This is a genomic window from Bacteroides thetaiotaomicron VPI-5482, assembly GCF_000011065.1.
In the GTDB taxonomy this organism is placed as follows: Bacteria; Bacteroidota; Bacteroidia; order Bacteroidales; family Bacteroidaceae; genus Bacteroides; species Bacteroides thetaiotaomicron.
Genome location: NC_004663.1, coordinates 3,604,295 through 3,619,754 on the forward strand (window position 1 = coordinate 3,604,295; position 15,460 = coordinate 3,619,754).

10 protein-coding genes are annotated in these 15,460 nt (G+C 39.1%); 1 reads left to right on the plus strand and 9 read right to left on the minus strand.

All coding sequences use genetic code 11. The features are described from left to right. Positions 1-3: 3 nt before the first annotated feature. From BT_RS14630 to BT_RS14645, 4 genes are all read right to left on the minus strand, one after another. Positions 4-1,113, minus strand: coding sequence for a DegT/DnrJ/EryC1/StrS family aminotransferase (locus BT_RS14630; protein ID WP_008765258.1), 1,110 nt, complete (start codon positions 1,111-1,113; stop codon positions 4-6). 48 nt (positions 1,114-1,161) lie between these two features. Further along, on the minus strand, positions 1,162-1,668 hold the full coding sequence (locus BT_RS14635; RefSeq protein ID WP_008765257.1) for a UpxY family transcription antiterminator: 507 nt from the start codon (positions 1,666-1,668) through the stop codon (positions 1,162-1,164). A gap of 165 nt (positions 1,669-1,833) precedes the next feature. Beyond that, positions 1,834-2,814, minus strand: coding sequence for an SDR family oxidoreductase (locus BT_RS14640; RefSeq protein WP_008765256.1), 981 nt, complete (start codon positions 2,812-2,814; stop codon positions 1,834-1,836). Positions 2,815-2,824: 10 nt separating this feature from the next. Continuing rightward, positions 2,825-3,937, minus strand: coding sequence for an MraY family glycosyltransferase (locus BT_RS14645; protein ID WP_008765255.1), 1,113 nt, complete (start codon positions 3,935-3,937; stop codon positions 2,825-2,827). 404 nt (positions 3,938-4,341) lie between these two features. Between BT_RS14645 and BT_RS14650 the strand changes: the two genes are divergently transcribed. Beyond that, on the plus strand, positions 4,342-5,226 hold the full coding sequence (locus tag BT_RS14650) for a helix-turn-helix domain-containing protein (RefSeq protein WP_008765254.1): 885 nt from the start codon (positions 4,342-4,344) through the stop codon (positions 5,224-5,226). A gap of 198 nt (positions 5,227-5,424) precedes the next feature. On the opposite strand, the gene BT_RS14655 is transcribed toward BT_RS14650, so the two are convergent. The 5 genes from BT_RS14655 to BT_RS14675 form a co-directional block, all read right to left on the minus strand. Further along, complete coding sequence (locus BT_RS14655) at positions 5,425-6,654, minus strand: tyrosine-type recombinase/integrase (RefSeq protein WP_162303085.1); 1,230 nt, start codon at positions 6,652-6,654, stop codon at positions 5,425-5,427. 985 nt (positions 6,655-7,639) lie between these two features. Continuing rightward, positions 7,640-9,352, minus strand: coding sequence for an exo-alpha-sialidase (locus BT_RS14660; RefSeq protein WP_011108524.1), 1,713 nt, complete (start codon positions 9,350-9,352; stop codon positions 7,640-7,642). A 77-nt stretch (positions 9,353-9,429) separates the two neighbouring features. Then, entirely contained in the window at positions 9,430-11,304 is a 1,875-nt protein-coding gene (locus tag BT_RS14665) for a RagB/SusD family nutrient uptake outer membrane protein (RefSeq protein WP_011108525.1), read from the minus strand. 8 nt (positions 11,305-11,312) lie between these two features. Further along, entirely contained in the window at positions 11,313-14,369 is a 3,057-nt protein-coding gene (locus BT_RS14670) for a SusC/RagA family TonB-linked outer membrane protein (RefSeq protein WP_011108526.1), read from the minus strand. Positions 14,370-14,437: 68 nt separating this feature from the next. After that, positions 14,438-15,430 (minus strand): glycoside hydrolase family 43 protein, encoded by a 993-nt coding sequence (locus BT_RS14675; RefSeq protein WP_008765249.1) that lies wholly within the window; start codon positions 15,428-15,430, stop codon positions 14,438-14,440. Between the last annotated feature and the right edge of the window lie 30 nt (positions 15,431-15,460).

Here is a 15,460-nt window from a genome sequence, read left to right on the forward strand (position 1 = left end):
ATTCTACTTTCTTATCAGCCGTAACACCCGCTCCATATCATCTTCGCTCAATGCATGGTGCATCGGCAAACAAATAACCTGTTCCGCCATCTTTGTGGCTACAGGCAAATTTTCTTTCCTTGCTGACTTTAATTCACGATAAGTAGAAAAAGTACTGATCAGCGGATAAAAATACCGCCGTCCTAATACATTATATTCCTTCATCTTAAAATAGAGTTCATCACGGCTCATACCATATCGTTCTTCATCCACAAATATGGGGAAATAAGAATAATTATGCTTCACTCCGGATATATCATCCATAAATGTGATACCGGAAACATTACGTAAGGCTTCTCTATAATTAGTTGTAGCCTGGCAGCGTGCTTCAATGGCAGCATCTACCTGTTTTAAGTTCAGTAATCCGTAAGCTGCCCGCACTTCATCTAGCTTGCCATTAGTTCCGGGAATAACCACCTCCGTTTCACCGACAAAACCAAAATTTTTCAAGTAATCAACTCTCTTTTTAGTATGTTCATCGTGAAGTACCAATGCACCTCCCTCAATGGTATTAAAAGTCTTCGTCGCATGAAAGCTCAATGTCGACATATCACCTGCATTCAAAATAGATTCTCCCTCTCTCTCCACCCCAAATGCATGAGCAGCATCATAGATTACCTTCAATCCGTATTTATCTGCTATTTGCTGAATGCTCTTAGTATCACAAGGATACCCATACACATGCACTGGCATAATGGCTGTAGTATTAGGAGTTATAGCCACCTCTATCTTATCAGGGTCAAGATTACAAGTTACAGGGTCTATGTCTACAAATACCGGTTTGATGCCATTCAACCACAACGAATGTGTAGTAGCAACAAAACTGAAAGGCGTGGTTATTACCTCTCCTGTAATACGCATTGCCAGTAAGGCCGCAGTTAGAGGAAGAGTCCCGTTGGTAAACAGACTGATATAAGGTACACCCAGATATTCACACAAAGCGGCTTCCAGCATCTGATGATAATATCCATTATTAGTAATCCATTTGCGTTGCCATATATCCTGCAAGTAAACATTTAACTCCTCCAAAGATGGTAATAAAGGGGAAGTTACTGTAATCTGCTGTTCCTTCATGGTTTGTAATCTCAGTTGTTTTTTCTTAGTAGTAATTACCTAACAGTATCATATTCTCTCTACAAACCCTACCGGCACTTCTACCATCGCAGCTCCCAGCATATTAATCCTGACGGCTACCTTACTTTTTCCATCCATTGTTATCAGCTCCCCTGTTAATCCTGTCAACGGCCCCTTGATAACTTTTACCTGTTCGCCCGGCTGGATACGCTCCGAACACATCTCAACCGCTTCTTCCGAATAATCGAGCATAAAGCGGAAACGTTCCATTTGTGCATCCGGGATGATTGCCGGAGCACTTTCTCCGCGCAATACCATAAAGCGGCTTACAGAGGGAAGACGAAGCACAGAAATACGTTCGGAAGGAGCTATCCGGGCAAAAACAACCATAGGAATCACGACCCGCTGCACTTTCTTGCTTCGGTCACTCCAACGACGTGTTTCTTCCTGTAACGGAAGAAAAGATTCAAATCCCAATGCCGACAGACGTTCGTAGGTTTTCTTCTCCCTGTTACTCTGCACACAAACAACCAACCAACACTTTTTTTCATCCATAATAACTCCTCCAATTCTATCATTTAAAGTCACAATAAGGTACCCTCCAAGCGCGCTCCGCTCCCGCCAGTCACATACATGACGGCTACCTGAAAAATTTTATGTCTTATCTATCTAACTTTTTTCCTTCTTTTCTATCCTGTAAAAAGGAAAAAGCCTAGTTTATCAATTAATAGCTTCTTCAGCTCCTGAACCAAACTCGTATTGCAACGTCCGTCTCAACCCTTCTTCCATTGAGAAAGCCGGCTTAAAACCCGATGACTGTACTTTAACAGAATCAAACTGAGTCACCGCACAGAACTTCTTCACACGAACAGAACTCACCGACAATTTTCTTCCCGTCATCTTAGCCAAAGCATCAAAGCAATATCCACCCAACATTCCTAACCAATAGGGGTAATGTGTAGTAGGAATATGTTTATTCAACACCTCCCCGACATGATACACCAAATCATTCATTGTGAAATCCGGCTTATCGATATAATTGAATACATGATATCCCTCCATATTATTCTCAATCAGAAAAGCGATAAAAGCAACTACGTTACCGACATAGGCCATCGACTTCCGGTTTTCACCGTCTCCTACCATCAGAAATCGCCCGGAAGTAATCTGCCGCAACAAATTATATACATTCCCCCTGTTGCCCTCTCCAAAGATAACTGTGGGACGAAGAATATGAATGTTCCACTCCCGATGCGTATCATACCACTCCTGCAGCATACATTCCGCCTGCCACTTACTACGACCGTAATCATTGAACGGATCGGCCGGATGCAATTCTGATGGATTATCTTTGTTCAATCCATAGACAGCAACAGAACTGGTGAATACCAAACGGGCAACTCCATTACTTTCCATAGCCTGAAGCGTATTACGTGTCCCTTCCACATTCACCGTATAGTAAAGCGATGCAGGAGTTACGTTGTCTTTATGTTCGGCAGCCAATAAAACCACAAGATCAGTTCCTGCCAGCAACTCCGTCAGCTTCTGTACATCCTGCACATCAGCTATTTGTGTCAGATGAGGATAAAGTTCACTCTGCTGCTTGTCAATATTGAGCAGTTCAATGTTCGGAACAGTCTGTAACAGCCCGATCAAACGACTTCCCACGAATCCGGAACCACCGATAATAGCTATTTTCATATCATTAAATTTAATTATTTGCCACCCCATGTTTTGCCCGGATAAGCTCTCGCCTGTCCAACCATAAATGGAAAGCAATCCACAGTACGATATCTATAAAAATCACGATGTTGTTGCTGATATATTCTACCGCAACAATATTGAAGAAGCTAAAGAACAATGCCAAAGCCAGAATAAGAATCATTGCGACATAATGAGACATCCCTACTCTCAGAAACTTATGATGTATATGATTCTGGTCGGGCATAAAAAGAGGCTTATGCTGAAAATAACGTATCCGTACCACACGAACTACATCAAAAAGAGGGACAATCAATGTAGCGAAAGAAACTACTATCGCTCCTTCGGAAAAAGGCTTTATCAACGGATTATTCATCGCATAGCTGATTGCCAGAAAAGCCATCGAGAGCCCCAGCGTCAGACTGCCAGTATCCCCCATAAAAATTCGTTGTCTTCCTTTCGATTTGCCGAACACATTGTAATAGAAAAAAGGACATAGCACCCCTGCGGTGATAAAGGCAAAAACAGCATGTAACCATGCTGCATTATAAATAAACAAGAAACCAAAAACCAAAGCCCCCATACCGACCAAACCGGAACAGAGCCCGTCGATTCCATCAATCAGGTTAACGGCATTAATAATAAAGACTGCCACAAACACCGTCAGAGGCATTCCAATCCAAGGAGATAAAGTAGTTATTCCGAGTAGTCCATACAAATCATTAATCCAGAGTCCGGATAACGGAAGAAATGAAGAAGCAACAATTTGAGCTACGAATTTTCTACGATAGTTAATCCTAATCAAATCATCTATCACTCCGACCATATTCAAAATGAGCAAACCTATCATCAACAATAAAAATTGGAAAGGTATAAATGGGTCTTGAAGATAGGACGTTATTTCTAGTTTATACATAAAAAACATAGATAGCACTAATAGAAAGCACTGCACCGGGACGAACACAACTCCTCCCAAACGTGGTACTATACCGCTATGGGTCTTGCGACCACCTACAGAATCAAACAGTCGTTTTCTAAAAGCTACGAGCAAAATCTGAGGAGTGATAATCCACCCCATAAATACCGCAACTAAAAATGCTATTGCTATAAAAAAATAATTCATCCCATAATTCTCTTTTTCCAACAAACGAGTGCTGTCGTTTTCTACTTTTCATTAAACAAGAATCATCCGGCCTGATTTTACAGCCATACTATTCTATGCGCAAATTAGTCGCATAATCATCTAACATACAACACATTAACTATACATAATTCCCCTATACTCTTTACTCTCTATTTTGTAATAGAGAGTAATAATGTCTATTTTGTATATATACAATTGATTGATAGAGGGTTATGTACAACCATATACTATATATTATGTTTCATACCCTGCATATACATAACAGGCTTTAATTTTATTCATTATAATACATTGGTAATAAAGTGATTATATTAGACCATACTGAATCAATTATGAAGCATAATGGAGTATAATCGCTTTGTTGCCATCAAAAAGGGAAAGATATGAGAGGGGAACAATCACCGAACGGATTACATTACGCCAGGGAACATTTGTCATGCAAAAATTACATGACAGATATTGATACAGGATTCAAATATATTAAATTCGACACTGAGAAATGCATAGAGGAAGAGTATACCCACAAAAATTATCTTTTATTTTTTTTAGAAGGAGATTTTTCAGTATACTGTAACCAATTTTGTAACCGCACGTTTCATAGCAATGAAATGGTAGTGTTGCCTAAATCTTCAATGATAAAGATTTCCGCAACAGACAAATCCCAAATGCTGGCTATGGCATTTGATATACCTCAAAGCAACTGTGACAAACTTTTATTTCAAGGTTTGAGCTCCATTTGTGAAAATATTGACTATGATTTCAGCCCTATCCCCATGCGTTATCCACTAATGCCATTCCTTGAAACTGTAGTCCACTGTTTGAGGAATGAAATGAACTGTACATACCTACATAATGTAATAGAACGTGAATTTTTCTTCCTACTCAGGGGATTCTATAATAAAAAAGAAATTGCTACACTTTTCCACCCTATCATTGGCAGGCAATTAGAGTTTAGAGATTTTGTCATGCAGAACTATTCAAAAGTAAATAATCTTGATGAGCTAATTACACTGTCAAATATAGGAAGAACCAGCTTCTTTATTAAATTCAAAGAAGAATTCGGAATTACCGCAAAACAATGGATGATGAAACAATTAAAGAAACGTATTTTGGGAAAAGTTATAGAACCGGGTATATGTGTCAAGCAACTAATGGAGGTATGCAACTTTGAGTCGCAAGCTCAGTTATACCGCTACTTCAAACAGCATTTTCGCTGTACTCCAAAGCAATTAATAGACCGTTATCAGGCGAAAACCGATAATCTTTAAGGAGAACTGCGGGATCGTACAAAAGGAGAGTATTAATGTACTTTTTGATAATGGCTATTCGCAAAAAATAGTCTTATTTTGCAACATCGCTATTATTAAGCGATTGATATACTCTCTATTACAAAATAGATACCGTTTACAAATATAAGTTATAAATATGAGTTTTACAAAATTTGAAGAACAAATTCATGTTTCATATTATAACAGATTGGTCACAATACGATTCACCCGCGCCAGCGTCTCCTGATCGAATTCTTTAAGATATACTCTCGTCATTTCTTCTGAAGTATGCCCTAATCCCGCACTGATGATAGAAATAGGCGCCCCGCTTTCTCTTGCCAGTGTAGCCCAGGTATGCCTTGCAGTATAGGTAGTCAGCCGGACATTTATATTTAACCGAAAAGTGATCTTTTTTAAATACCGGTTCACCCTGCCTAAAGCCAGGCGATACTGATCGTAGATAGATGTCGACAAAGATGTATCAATAATTGGAAACACATATTCACTGTCATTCGCGTATTTATCAATCAATCCCTGCATCTGAGGAGTGATAACTATATGAATCAGCTGTTGTGACTTATGACGTCGATAGCTCAATATTCCATCACGAATATTCTTCTTTTTTAGAAATACAATATCAACGAAAGCCATTCCTTGGGCATAGAAGCTAAATAAATACATATCCCGCGCAATGTCCATTCCAGAATGAACAGGTAAAATAAGCGAAGAAAGTTTCTTCATATCATCTTTATTAATTGCACGTTTTATTGTCTTGCATGGTTTTGTCTGAATGTAAGTAAAAGGATTCTCGCTTTTAGGCTTAAATCCATCCCGGATAGAGGAATTATAAATCGTTCGGAAATTACGCAGATAATAATTAATCGTATTCCTCGCCAGTCCTTGTGCATTCAAATAGTCCTCATACCCTACCACAAAGCTGAAGTTTATTTCCTCCATCCTGATATCCGACTTACGCGCAGATTTCATACCTATATATTTTTTCAGAGAAATATAGGTGCTATGATAGGCGGCTGCAATACCGTCTTTCCCCATCTTTTTTTTATAAGAAATCTGTGTTTCTATATACTGCATAAGTAGATACGAACGATGACTCTTCTTCTTTTTAAACTCTACGATATCATCTACTAAATACTCCTCATTGTTCCTTTCCAACTCCAATATACGATTCTGGAATCGCTTATAGTCCCGTTTCAACTCACGATTTATCTCCTTTATTTCTTTCATGGAATAAAGCGATGCTTCACAATACTCAACCTCCAAAGCTCCATCAGCCAGTTGTTGCTGAAAGATATGATACTTGGTATAATAAAGTAACTTTCGCCTCCGGTGGATAAACTGAAAAACCAATGGAAATGTACCATTATTAAGCATTCGCTGTTTATTGAGCAATAACTTTATAGATGCCATAATTCTACTTTAAACCTGTTAATTTTTTATTCAAAACAGTGCAAAAGTATAAAATGTTCTTTACTTATAGAATTCTTCAAATTTTAAAATGATTCTTTAGTTGCCCTTATATAAATAATTAAAGAATTCCAACAATAAATTGTTTGTTTTATCCTAAATCAAGCATTAATTCGTCAATATAATAAAAATAACTATTTGTGCTTAAACTCGCAAACAAGTCAATTCTGCATTAAAATGAGTAAAGCTTCTTATACTGTTTTGAAAGTTATAACACAAAAATACATAGTTTTTCTAAATCGTTTGCATGTTTCCTACCTTCTTAATGTTCTATTTTTCGAACTACATTTAACATGTATTTCTCTAAAACCAATAGATCGGAAAACCAAAATACGAATATCAAAACTGCCACAATATATGTATCCAAAATCAAAACTGCTCAGATTTAATTCCTCTTTTTTCGAAAAAAGAGAGACTTGAGTGAATTAAACAGGCACCCGGTTTATAGCCCCTATAGCAGTTCTAAGATTTTGTTTACTTAGATTACCGCGCAGTATGTCTGCGATAATTACCAACAACAATCATTATCAAAGAAAGACAATTGTAGTTATATAAAAAATAGCAACAAGTTTATATAAACCAGCCTATACGTTTATAATAAATTCCATGATCGTTTATAATAAACGTCCCCACCGTTTATTATAAACTCCCCAAATGAAATTCGCAATAAAATCATTAAGTTTTTAAGACAAAAAAGGCTGCAAACTTCATAAAGTCTGCAGCCTTTAGCCTATATCTGGTACTCTATCACCTAAGGTTTCTCAGGAAGATAGTCCATACTTGTTGCTATATTATACCATTTAGGAATATGATTTTACTTTTTTCTTTCATCTGTTTTTTATAGGTTTATGCTATTGATCTACAAATATACAACATTTAAAAGCGTTTGTCAAGTACCTGCTGCGTTTTCAAATATGCGTTCTTTGCATTAATGCCCACCTAAATTCATTTTCATCCATGTACACGACCTGTCAGCATTACTATGAACTAATGTTTCGGTATAGGTCTTTGTAGACAATGTGGCACACAACCTCATCGCATCTTTATTAAATGAACGATTTAAAGGAATGGTAAAAGCAAGTTCATAACCTCCCGACACAACAGAAGGAGTGATTTGTAATCCTTCCAACTCACTATTCTCCCATTTCCCCTTATTACCTTGCCAGACAGTTATATCGCCTTTATATGAACACCATACCTTATAAACACCTTCAGCAGGTTCTTTCAAACATTCATTCTTTGTATCAAGATAGATAAAAACACCGCTTCCTTTTTGAGTTCCTTGTCCACCGGAATACAGTTCTCCATCCTTAACCTTGCAGGTGATATAAAGATTATCTGCATCTTTCCCGACTCCTAAACGTAAATTACAGATTCCGGTATGACCAATAAAAATAGGATAGTTTACAATATCAGAAGAGTTCACTTCTAAATCCCGCATTACATGTCCTTTCATGAAAAACGGAGCCTCCGTCCCCCCCTGATAGTTACTGGTAGCAAGAGCTGCTATAGTATTCGCATCCCAAACAGCTACAGAAGGCCATACTGCATGCTTTCCCGCAGGCACAGGAAAAGGGCGCGTGCGCCTTACAAAGTTACGGGCATTCTTGTCACCTATTGCCACTTCCATGGTACTATAAGGCAGCCTGTCACCCAACTGATCGTCGTGACGTATATCATCCACCTGATAAGAAAGTAACGTTTCTCCTGTAGGAAGTACACCTAAATAAGGAGCTCCCATGTAAATCCAATCTTCTACAGGTTCGCCCAATGCCATAGCACGATTTGGAGAATCCGCCAATACAGGAGACGACCAATTATCCGACAATTTAGTACGTACGGTGTATGGTTTGAAAGTAACAAACCCACAATCTTCTATCACACAAACGATTTCATCGCCAACCACCTTACTTACCGGCATTCCATCACGACTACCTGCGCGAAAACAAACTGTCTTATACCCTCCCCATGTCTTACCATTATCCACTGAGGTCATCATGGATATTTCCTGTTCATTAGAATGAGTATATGGCCCCTCATTAGCAAAATAAACTTGCACCTCTTCATTAGGAAGTTGAAGAAAAGACGGTTCCCAACAACCGTCAGAAAAACGAGGTTCCGCTTCATAAATAATCTGAGGATCGCTCCACGTTACTCCATTATCAGTACTACGGCGTACCGCTATAGCAAACGGAGTTATTTCGGGTGTTTGAGGACGATAATTACAAGCAGCCAGCAAATCCCCATTAGCAAGTTGTATAATTTCTGAGTTAGCGATATTTATTCGGGCAGTTCCTTTATCATTCGTTATACTATGGATGGGGAAAAGAATAACAGGATCCCCCCATGTACTACCTTCATCTGTACTACAGCGCATTTCATAGCCTGTATCATAGTTCTCATATACAGCCACCACTGTATTATCCTGTAAACGGATGGAACGTGGATATCCTCCCCTAGTTGCCAGTTGCCGGATTGTTCCATAATCCCAACCAATACGAACACCGTCAACAGGTTCTCCTTTTTTAGCTAAATAAGGGACTCCTGGATCTTCTCCGGCACCATCAGAGTTTCCACAGGCCAGAAGTGTAAGAACACAAAAATTCAAGAGGCTCAATAAACGCCTTGTTTTTGTTTTCATGATATATCAACAGTTTTATATATAACAAATTTTCCTCCCTAAACAGATAAATACCTAGGGAGGAAATACAGTTTTATTTATTCCCAATAGGGAGATTGTACCAATCCTATCCGCTTATCCATTTCACTCTGCGGTATAGGGAACAGATAATGTTTCTTTTCGAATACACGAGAATCACCTACTGTTGAACGTTTACTATAATCTACCTTATTAGTAGCAGTTATATTCATACCATGCATATATCCGTTGTCTGTTTTCTCTGCAATTTTCCAGCGGTGACAATCGAAATAGCGATGTCCGGCTTCGAACGCTAATTCTATCTGACGTTCATGCTGAATACGTTCACGCATCTTATCTTTGTCCAAGCCTTTTGCCAATCCCGGCAAACCGGCGCGTTTACGAATAGCGTCTACATACTTGTATACATCATCTACAGGCCCTTCAGCTTCATTCAATGCTTCCGCATAATCCAGATAAAGACTACCTACCCGGAAAAGGATAGAGGCTTCTTTCATTCCTCCCTTACCATTAATCACATCTACACCTTCATCAGCAGTTTTTCGCAATAAGTATCCGGTACAGCAATAATCTACTTTGGAGACATTAATACCATCTTTTCCACCTTGCCAAAATTCCAATTGGCGACCACGCCACTGTTGACCATTAAAATTGATTGAAGCATAAAAACGAGGTTCACGACCGACATACATATTATAAACTCCTGCCGGATAATGTTTGCCAGCCGTTGCCGCAAAACCAGTTTCCGAGTAGCCGCTTGCTCCATTTATTATAGGCGTTCCATCTGCATTATATCCGATAATCGGTGTTGAACCATTAGCCATTTCATAGGCATCAACCAGTTCCTGAGTAGGACAAAGACCGCTCCAGCCTCCCATACCGTTGGCTGCCATACATTTCTCCTGATGGATATTGTCACTATAGCCTGTCCCTTGATTTCTGGCAAAGATATATTCTTTATTCCATTTTTTTGAAGGTAGGAATAACTCCATATAGTTTCTATAACCGTTATCAGGTTCATCCGAATAATACAAACCATAATAAGAAGAACCCTCTATCTTATCTATTGCTTCTTTGGCAGCCGCAGCAGCTTTTCCCCATTTAGAATCATCTTTGGGAGCAAAGAGCAATGTACCGTCTTCATTGGCAAATTTAGCATAATCAGCATTTCCATTGAACAGCGGACTTGCAGCATAAAGCAATACACGTGCTTTCAAAGCATAAGCTGCGGCTTTTGTAGCACGCCCATACAAAGATTCGGCCACCGTACCACTCGCATTGGTATAAATCATCGGCAACGCTCCATCAATGCCATATTGACAATCTGAAACTATAAAATCTACGCATTGATCAAACGTATTTCGAGGGAAATATGTCATTTCATCATCCATTTTCAGCGCATGATCCATGATAGGAATAGGACCGTGACTACGCAACAGAAAGAAATGCAACATTGCGCGCATAAAACGTGCTTCACATATCCACACATTTTTTGTAGCTTGCGCTGCCGGACATAAGTCTATATTTTCAAGAAACACATTACATTGACGGATACCTTCATAATAACGCCACCACATTGCATAAGACGTACCCTGACTGGAACTACCTTCGAGCATTTTAGGATTCCAGCTACCACGATTCATTTCTTTAGCCATCGGATAAGTCCAAGTGATGTTCATCTCATCAGATGCACCACTCCAGGCACCCAATGCCCAATAATCATTATCATTATAGTTAGTTTCACAAGGAAGGTAATCGTAAGCTCTTAACAGAAAACGTTCTGTATAAATTTCACTGGAAAACACTTCCTCTAAGGTTATGGAAGTAGCATCGTCCGGAGTTTTATCCAGATAATCACTACATGAAGTCGATACAAATGCCCATGTCAGCAAACATAGTCCTGCCACCTTTATTTTCATTTTCGATATTTTCATATTCATATTTATTTAAAGTTAATCTGGAAACCAAAGTTAATAGTTCGTTGCATCGGATAGTTACCTACACCATTATTCGACTCCGGGTCTACAATCTTGATATAATCAAGTGTTAATAGATTTTGTCCGTTACAGAACAGACGGATATTATCCATAAACATCTTATCAATCAGTCTTCCTTTGAATGTATAACCTATTTCGGCACTCTTCAAGCGCAAGTAAGAACCATTACGCATATACATTGTGGAAGTTTGGTAGTTATTGTAACTATTAGCATTAAGAACAATAGGATATTTTGCAGTAGCAGCTGTTTCAGATGTCCAACGATTATCATACACCTCACGCAGCACATTCCATGTGCCCTCACCATTCAGGAATGGATAAACAGTTGCTCCTTCCAAAAAGAAACTTGTCTTGGCAGCACCCGTGAAAAATAAACTGACATCAAAATTCTTATATGCCACCGTACCACCAAATCCAAACATAATCTCCGGAGTACGCGGGTCACCAATAGCTACTTTATCATACTCATCCACTACACCGTCACCATTTATATCTTTGTATTTAATATCCCCGGGACGAACGGTACTTTGGAACGTCTGCTTCGGGCTGTTTTTAATATCATCCTGATCCTTGAAGAATCCTAGTGCCACAAGTCCGAATGTCTGGTCAATACGGCGTCCGCGAGCATCTTGATATTCATACTTCGGCTTCGGTTCATCATTTTCAATAATCTTATTACGGGCAAACGAGAAATTCCCACGTAATGAGTAGAATAATCCGTTAGCAACTCTTTTTTTCACTTCAAGTGCGGTTTCAATACCTTTATTCTCCGCCTTACCTAGATTTCCTACCGGAATACTTGCACCTGAGAAACCAGCCAATACAGGCACAGTTTTACGAGTAATCAAGATACCGTCACGCTTTTCCTTAAATATATCCACCTGCAAAGAAACCACATCGTTAAATAAACCCAGATCAAAACCGACATTTAACTTTTTCGCTGTCTCCCAAGTTACATTCTGATTACCGGTCTGCCCTTCCATAATACCTGCCATATAATTATTGCCTTCTTTCCCCATATATCCTGCCGACACATTCATATTCATGGTAGTTAGATAAAGGAAACGGGTGCTGGAAGAAATGTCGTTACCCACCGTACCATAACTTCCACGTAATTTCAAGTTGCTTATCCACCAGTTACGGTTCCAAAAGTCTTCATTCGTCAAAACGTATCCCAATGATACGGACGGGAAAAAGCCATAACGCTTACCTTTCGGGAACTGTTCCGAACCGTTATATCCGAAATTGAACTCTGCAAAATAACGTTGCAAGTAGTTATAGCTGGCACGTCCCGCAATACCCTGACGACGATAAGGAACGGATCCCGTACGGTCCGTATTACGCAAGTTTACATAATCACGACGGTTGAACAAAAACATTCCAGTAATATTATGCATACCAAATGTGCGATCATAATTGGCTGCCACTTCATAGTAAATGGCACGGTTGGCACTTTCCGCTAAAGTCACATTCTTAATATTCTCATTACGAAGTATATTATAGATGGCATTGCCCTCCGCGTCTTCTCCCATATACTGTTTTACTTCAAAATCCTTATAATATTGTTTATTATTAGAATAATAATGATCGTAAGCAAACCGTCCGCTTACTGAAAGCCCTTCCGTCACAAGTGAAGATAAATCCCAACGTGCAGAAAAAGTCCCTTGCAATGTATTCCAGTTTTGTGTTTCATAACCACTCTGTGTAGTCATACCCCATGGATTATTACCAAGATAAGTCGGTGAAGCACCTGGTGTACCATCCGGATTCTTTACAGGAAATGCTAAAGGAGAAGTATTACGAATCGCATAAAAGATATCATATTGACTCTTTCCTGGGAAATTACGATTCTGAATAATACCGCCAACCCCTAATTCTACTGAAAGATCTTTCGTGAGATTTACATCTACACGCGAACGATAATTATAACGGTTTACACGACTGTTTGTACTATATGCATTATCGCCATTATCGCGATAAAGCCCGCTCTGCGTTGTATAACCCACATTTACAAAATAGCGTACTACTTCGGTACCACCGGTAATATTTAAATTTGTAATGCTCTGTGTTGTATTCTTCTTAAGAACTTCGTCCACCCAGTTCACATTAGGATAAAGATAAGGGCTACTACCGTTTCTGAACAATTCAATTTCTTCATCCGTATAAGCCATATTAGCAACGCCTGCATTGTCACGTGCCTCATTCATTAAACCGGCATATTCCGCCGCATTAATATACTCCGGATAACGAAGTCCGGTAAGCACTGCATATTCTGAGCGCAATGTCACTTTCGGTTTTCCCAGTTGACCACGCTTAGTAGTTATCAAGATAACGCCATTAGCACCACGTACACCATATACTGCCGTAGCGGAAGCATCTTTCAAGACAGAAATGCTTTCTACTTCTTCAGTATTAATCGTATTCATATCACGCTCAATACCATCTACCAATATCAACGGGCTACGATTTGTCCATGTTCCAAAACCTCGGATATAAATGCTCGCTTGATCATATCCCGGTTCGCCTGTAGCCTGACGAGTCACAATACCCGGAATTTGTCCGCCTAAAGTATTGCTTAATGATGGAGTAGCTATTTTGGCTATTTCTTTGGTAGAGACATTGGACACAGAACCGGTCACACTGATTTTTTTCTGCGTTCCATAACCTACCACCACCACTTCGTCCAATTTACTGACCTCTTCCTGAAGAGTCACATTTATAATTTTACTTCCACTTACAGGGACTTCTTGTGACACATATCCGATATAACTGAACTCCAAAATTGCGTTGCTACGAGTATCGATAGAGTATTCACCATCAATATTGGTTATAACTCCTTGCGAAGTACCTTTCACCTTGATTGTAGCACCAACAATCGGTTCTCTCGAAGCGTCCGTCACATTTCCCTTGACCTGAAACTTTGTGCCTTGTGCAAAAGATTCCGCACTACTAATCAAGCACACCAAAAGGACAATGACATAGTTCAAAAGCCTCTTGCTCATTCGATTATTTTTATTCATTATAGTATTAGTTTTAAATTAAAAATGATATTCATTTATCCGGTATCCTTTTACTTCAGAACTCTCGGCTTAATTACAGTTCCACTAATAGTAACCACTCCCTGATCCGAAATGGCAAAATCCTTAATATACGATGTTCGAGGTTGTATCTCCGCAGCACTCCAATGAGCATGAAATATATACTTCCAACTACCATCTTTGCATTGGAACGGCGCTCCATGTCCTGTACCTACTAAGCCGGTAGCTGCATCACCCTGTAAAAGTGGATTCTTGCTATACTTCACCCAAGGCCCCATAGGAGTATCTGAGGTTGCATATCCAACTCCATATCCTTTATTTTCATAATGATTAGCAGAATAAATCAGATAATACACGCCATTCTTTTTCAAAAGAGAAGGTCCTTCCGCTACTTTACCTTGCAAAAGTTCCCATGATACTTCAGCTTTTATACATTGATTCAAAGTCTCTGTCTTTATACTCATCAAGTCATCAGTCATCTGAGCCACCCATATCACATTCCCATCTGTAAAACGTACGAAATAAAGATATGGAGTACCGTCATCATCTATAAACAAAGAAGTATCAATGCTTTTCTCACTCCAGATCGGCTGCTTTACTTCTTGTCGGAATGGACCTTCAGGAGTAGTAGAAGTCGCTACGCAAATATGTTCTTCTGCTGAATAGAACAGATAAAATTTCTTCTTAGACTCAACGTAATAGACCTCCGGTGCCCAAAAACCCCATGTACCATAAGAATCGGTTGCAGATAGAGCCTGCCCCTCACGTTTCCAGTTTTTCAAATCGTCAGAAGAAAAGCAGGCAAACCCCTCTCCGGCAGTTGTTCCTCCTGTACCATAAGCATAATATTTATTATTATAGAACATCACGTAGGGGTCTGCAATAGGCAGGTAATTAGTCTCCACACTAACACTTCCCTGACCATTATTATCTTTTTCCTCGTCATCTGTTGCACTCTCTCCACAACAAGTAAACAAAAGCCCAAAGGAGAATAGCAATAGACTATATATTTCTTTCTTGAACATAAAATATACTCTTTAATTTTCTATACCAGT

Coding starts and splice junctions, on each gene's coding strand:
- BT_RS14660 (WP_011108524.1), bottom strand. CDS start 9,352: ATGAAAACAAAAACAAGGCGTTTATTGAGCCTCTTGAATTTTTGTGTT.
- BT_RS14645 (WP_008765255.1), bottom strand. CDS start 3,937: ATGAATTATTTTTTTATAGCAATAGCATTTTTAGTTGCGGTATTTATG.
- BT_RS14640 (WP_008765256.1), bottom strand. CDS start 2,814: ATGAAAATAGCTATTATCGGTGGTTCCGGATTCGTGGGAAGTCGTTTG.
- BT_RS14655 (WP_162303085.1), bottom strand. CDS start 6,654: ATGGCATCTATAAAGTTATTGCTCAATAAACAGCGAATGCTTAATAAT.
- BT_RS14630 (WP_008765258.1), bottom strand. CDS start 1,113: ATGAAGGAACAGCAGATTACAGTAACTTCCCCTTTATTACCATCTTTG.
- BT_RS14665 (WP_011108525.1), bottom strand. CDS start 11,304: ATGAAAATATCGAAAATGAAAATAAAGGTGGCAGGACTATGTTTGCTG.
- BT_RS14635 (WP_008765257.1), bottom strand. CDS start 1,668: ATGGATGAAAAAAAGTGTTGGTTGGTTGTTTGTGTGCAGAGTAACAGG.
- BT_RS14675 (WP_008765249.1), bottom strand. CDS start 15,430: ATGTTCAAGAAAGAAATATATAGTCTATTGCTATTCTCCTTTGGGCTT.
- BT_RS14670 (WP_011108526.1), bottom strand. CDS start 14,369: ATGAGCAAGAGGCTTTTGAACTATGTCATTGTCCTTTTGGTGTGCTTG.
- BT_RS14650 (WP_008765254.1), top strand. CDS start 4,342: ATGAGAGGGGAACAATCACCGAACGGATTACATTACGCCAGGGAACAT.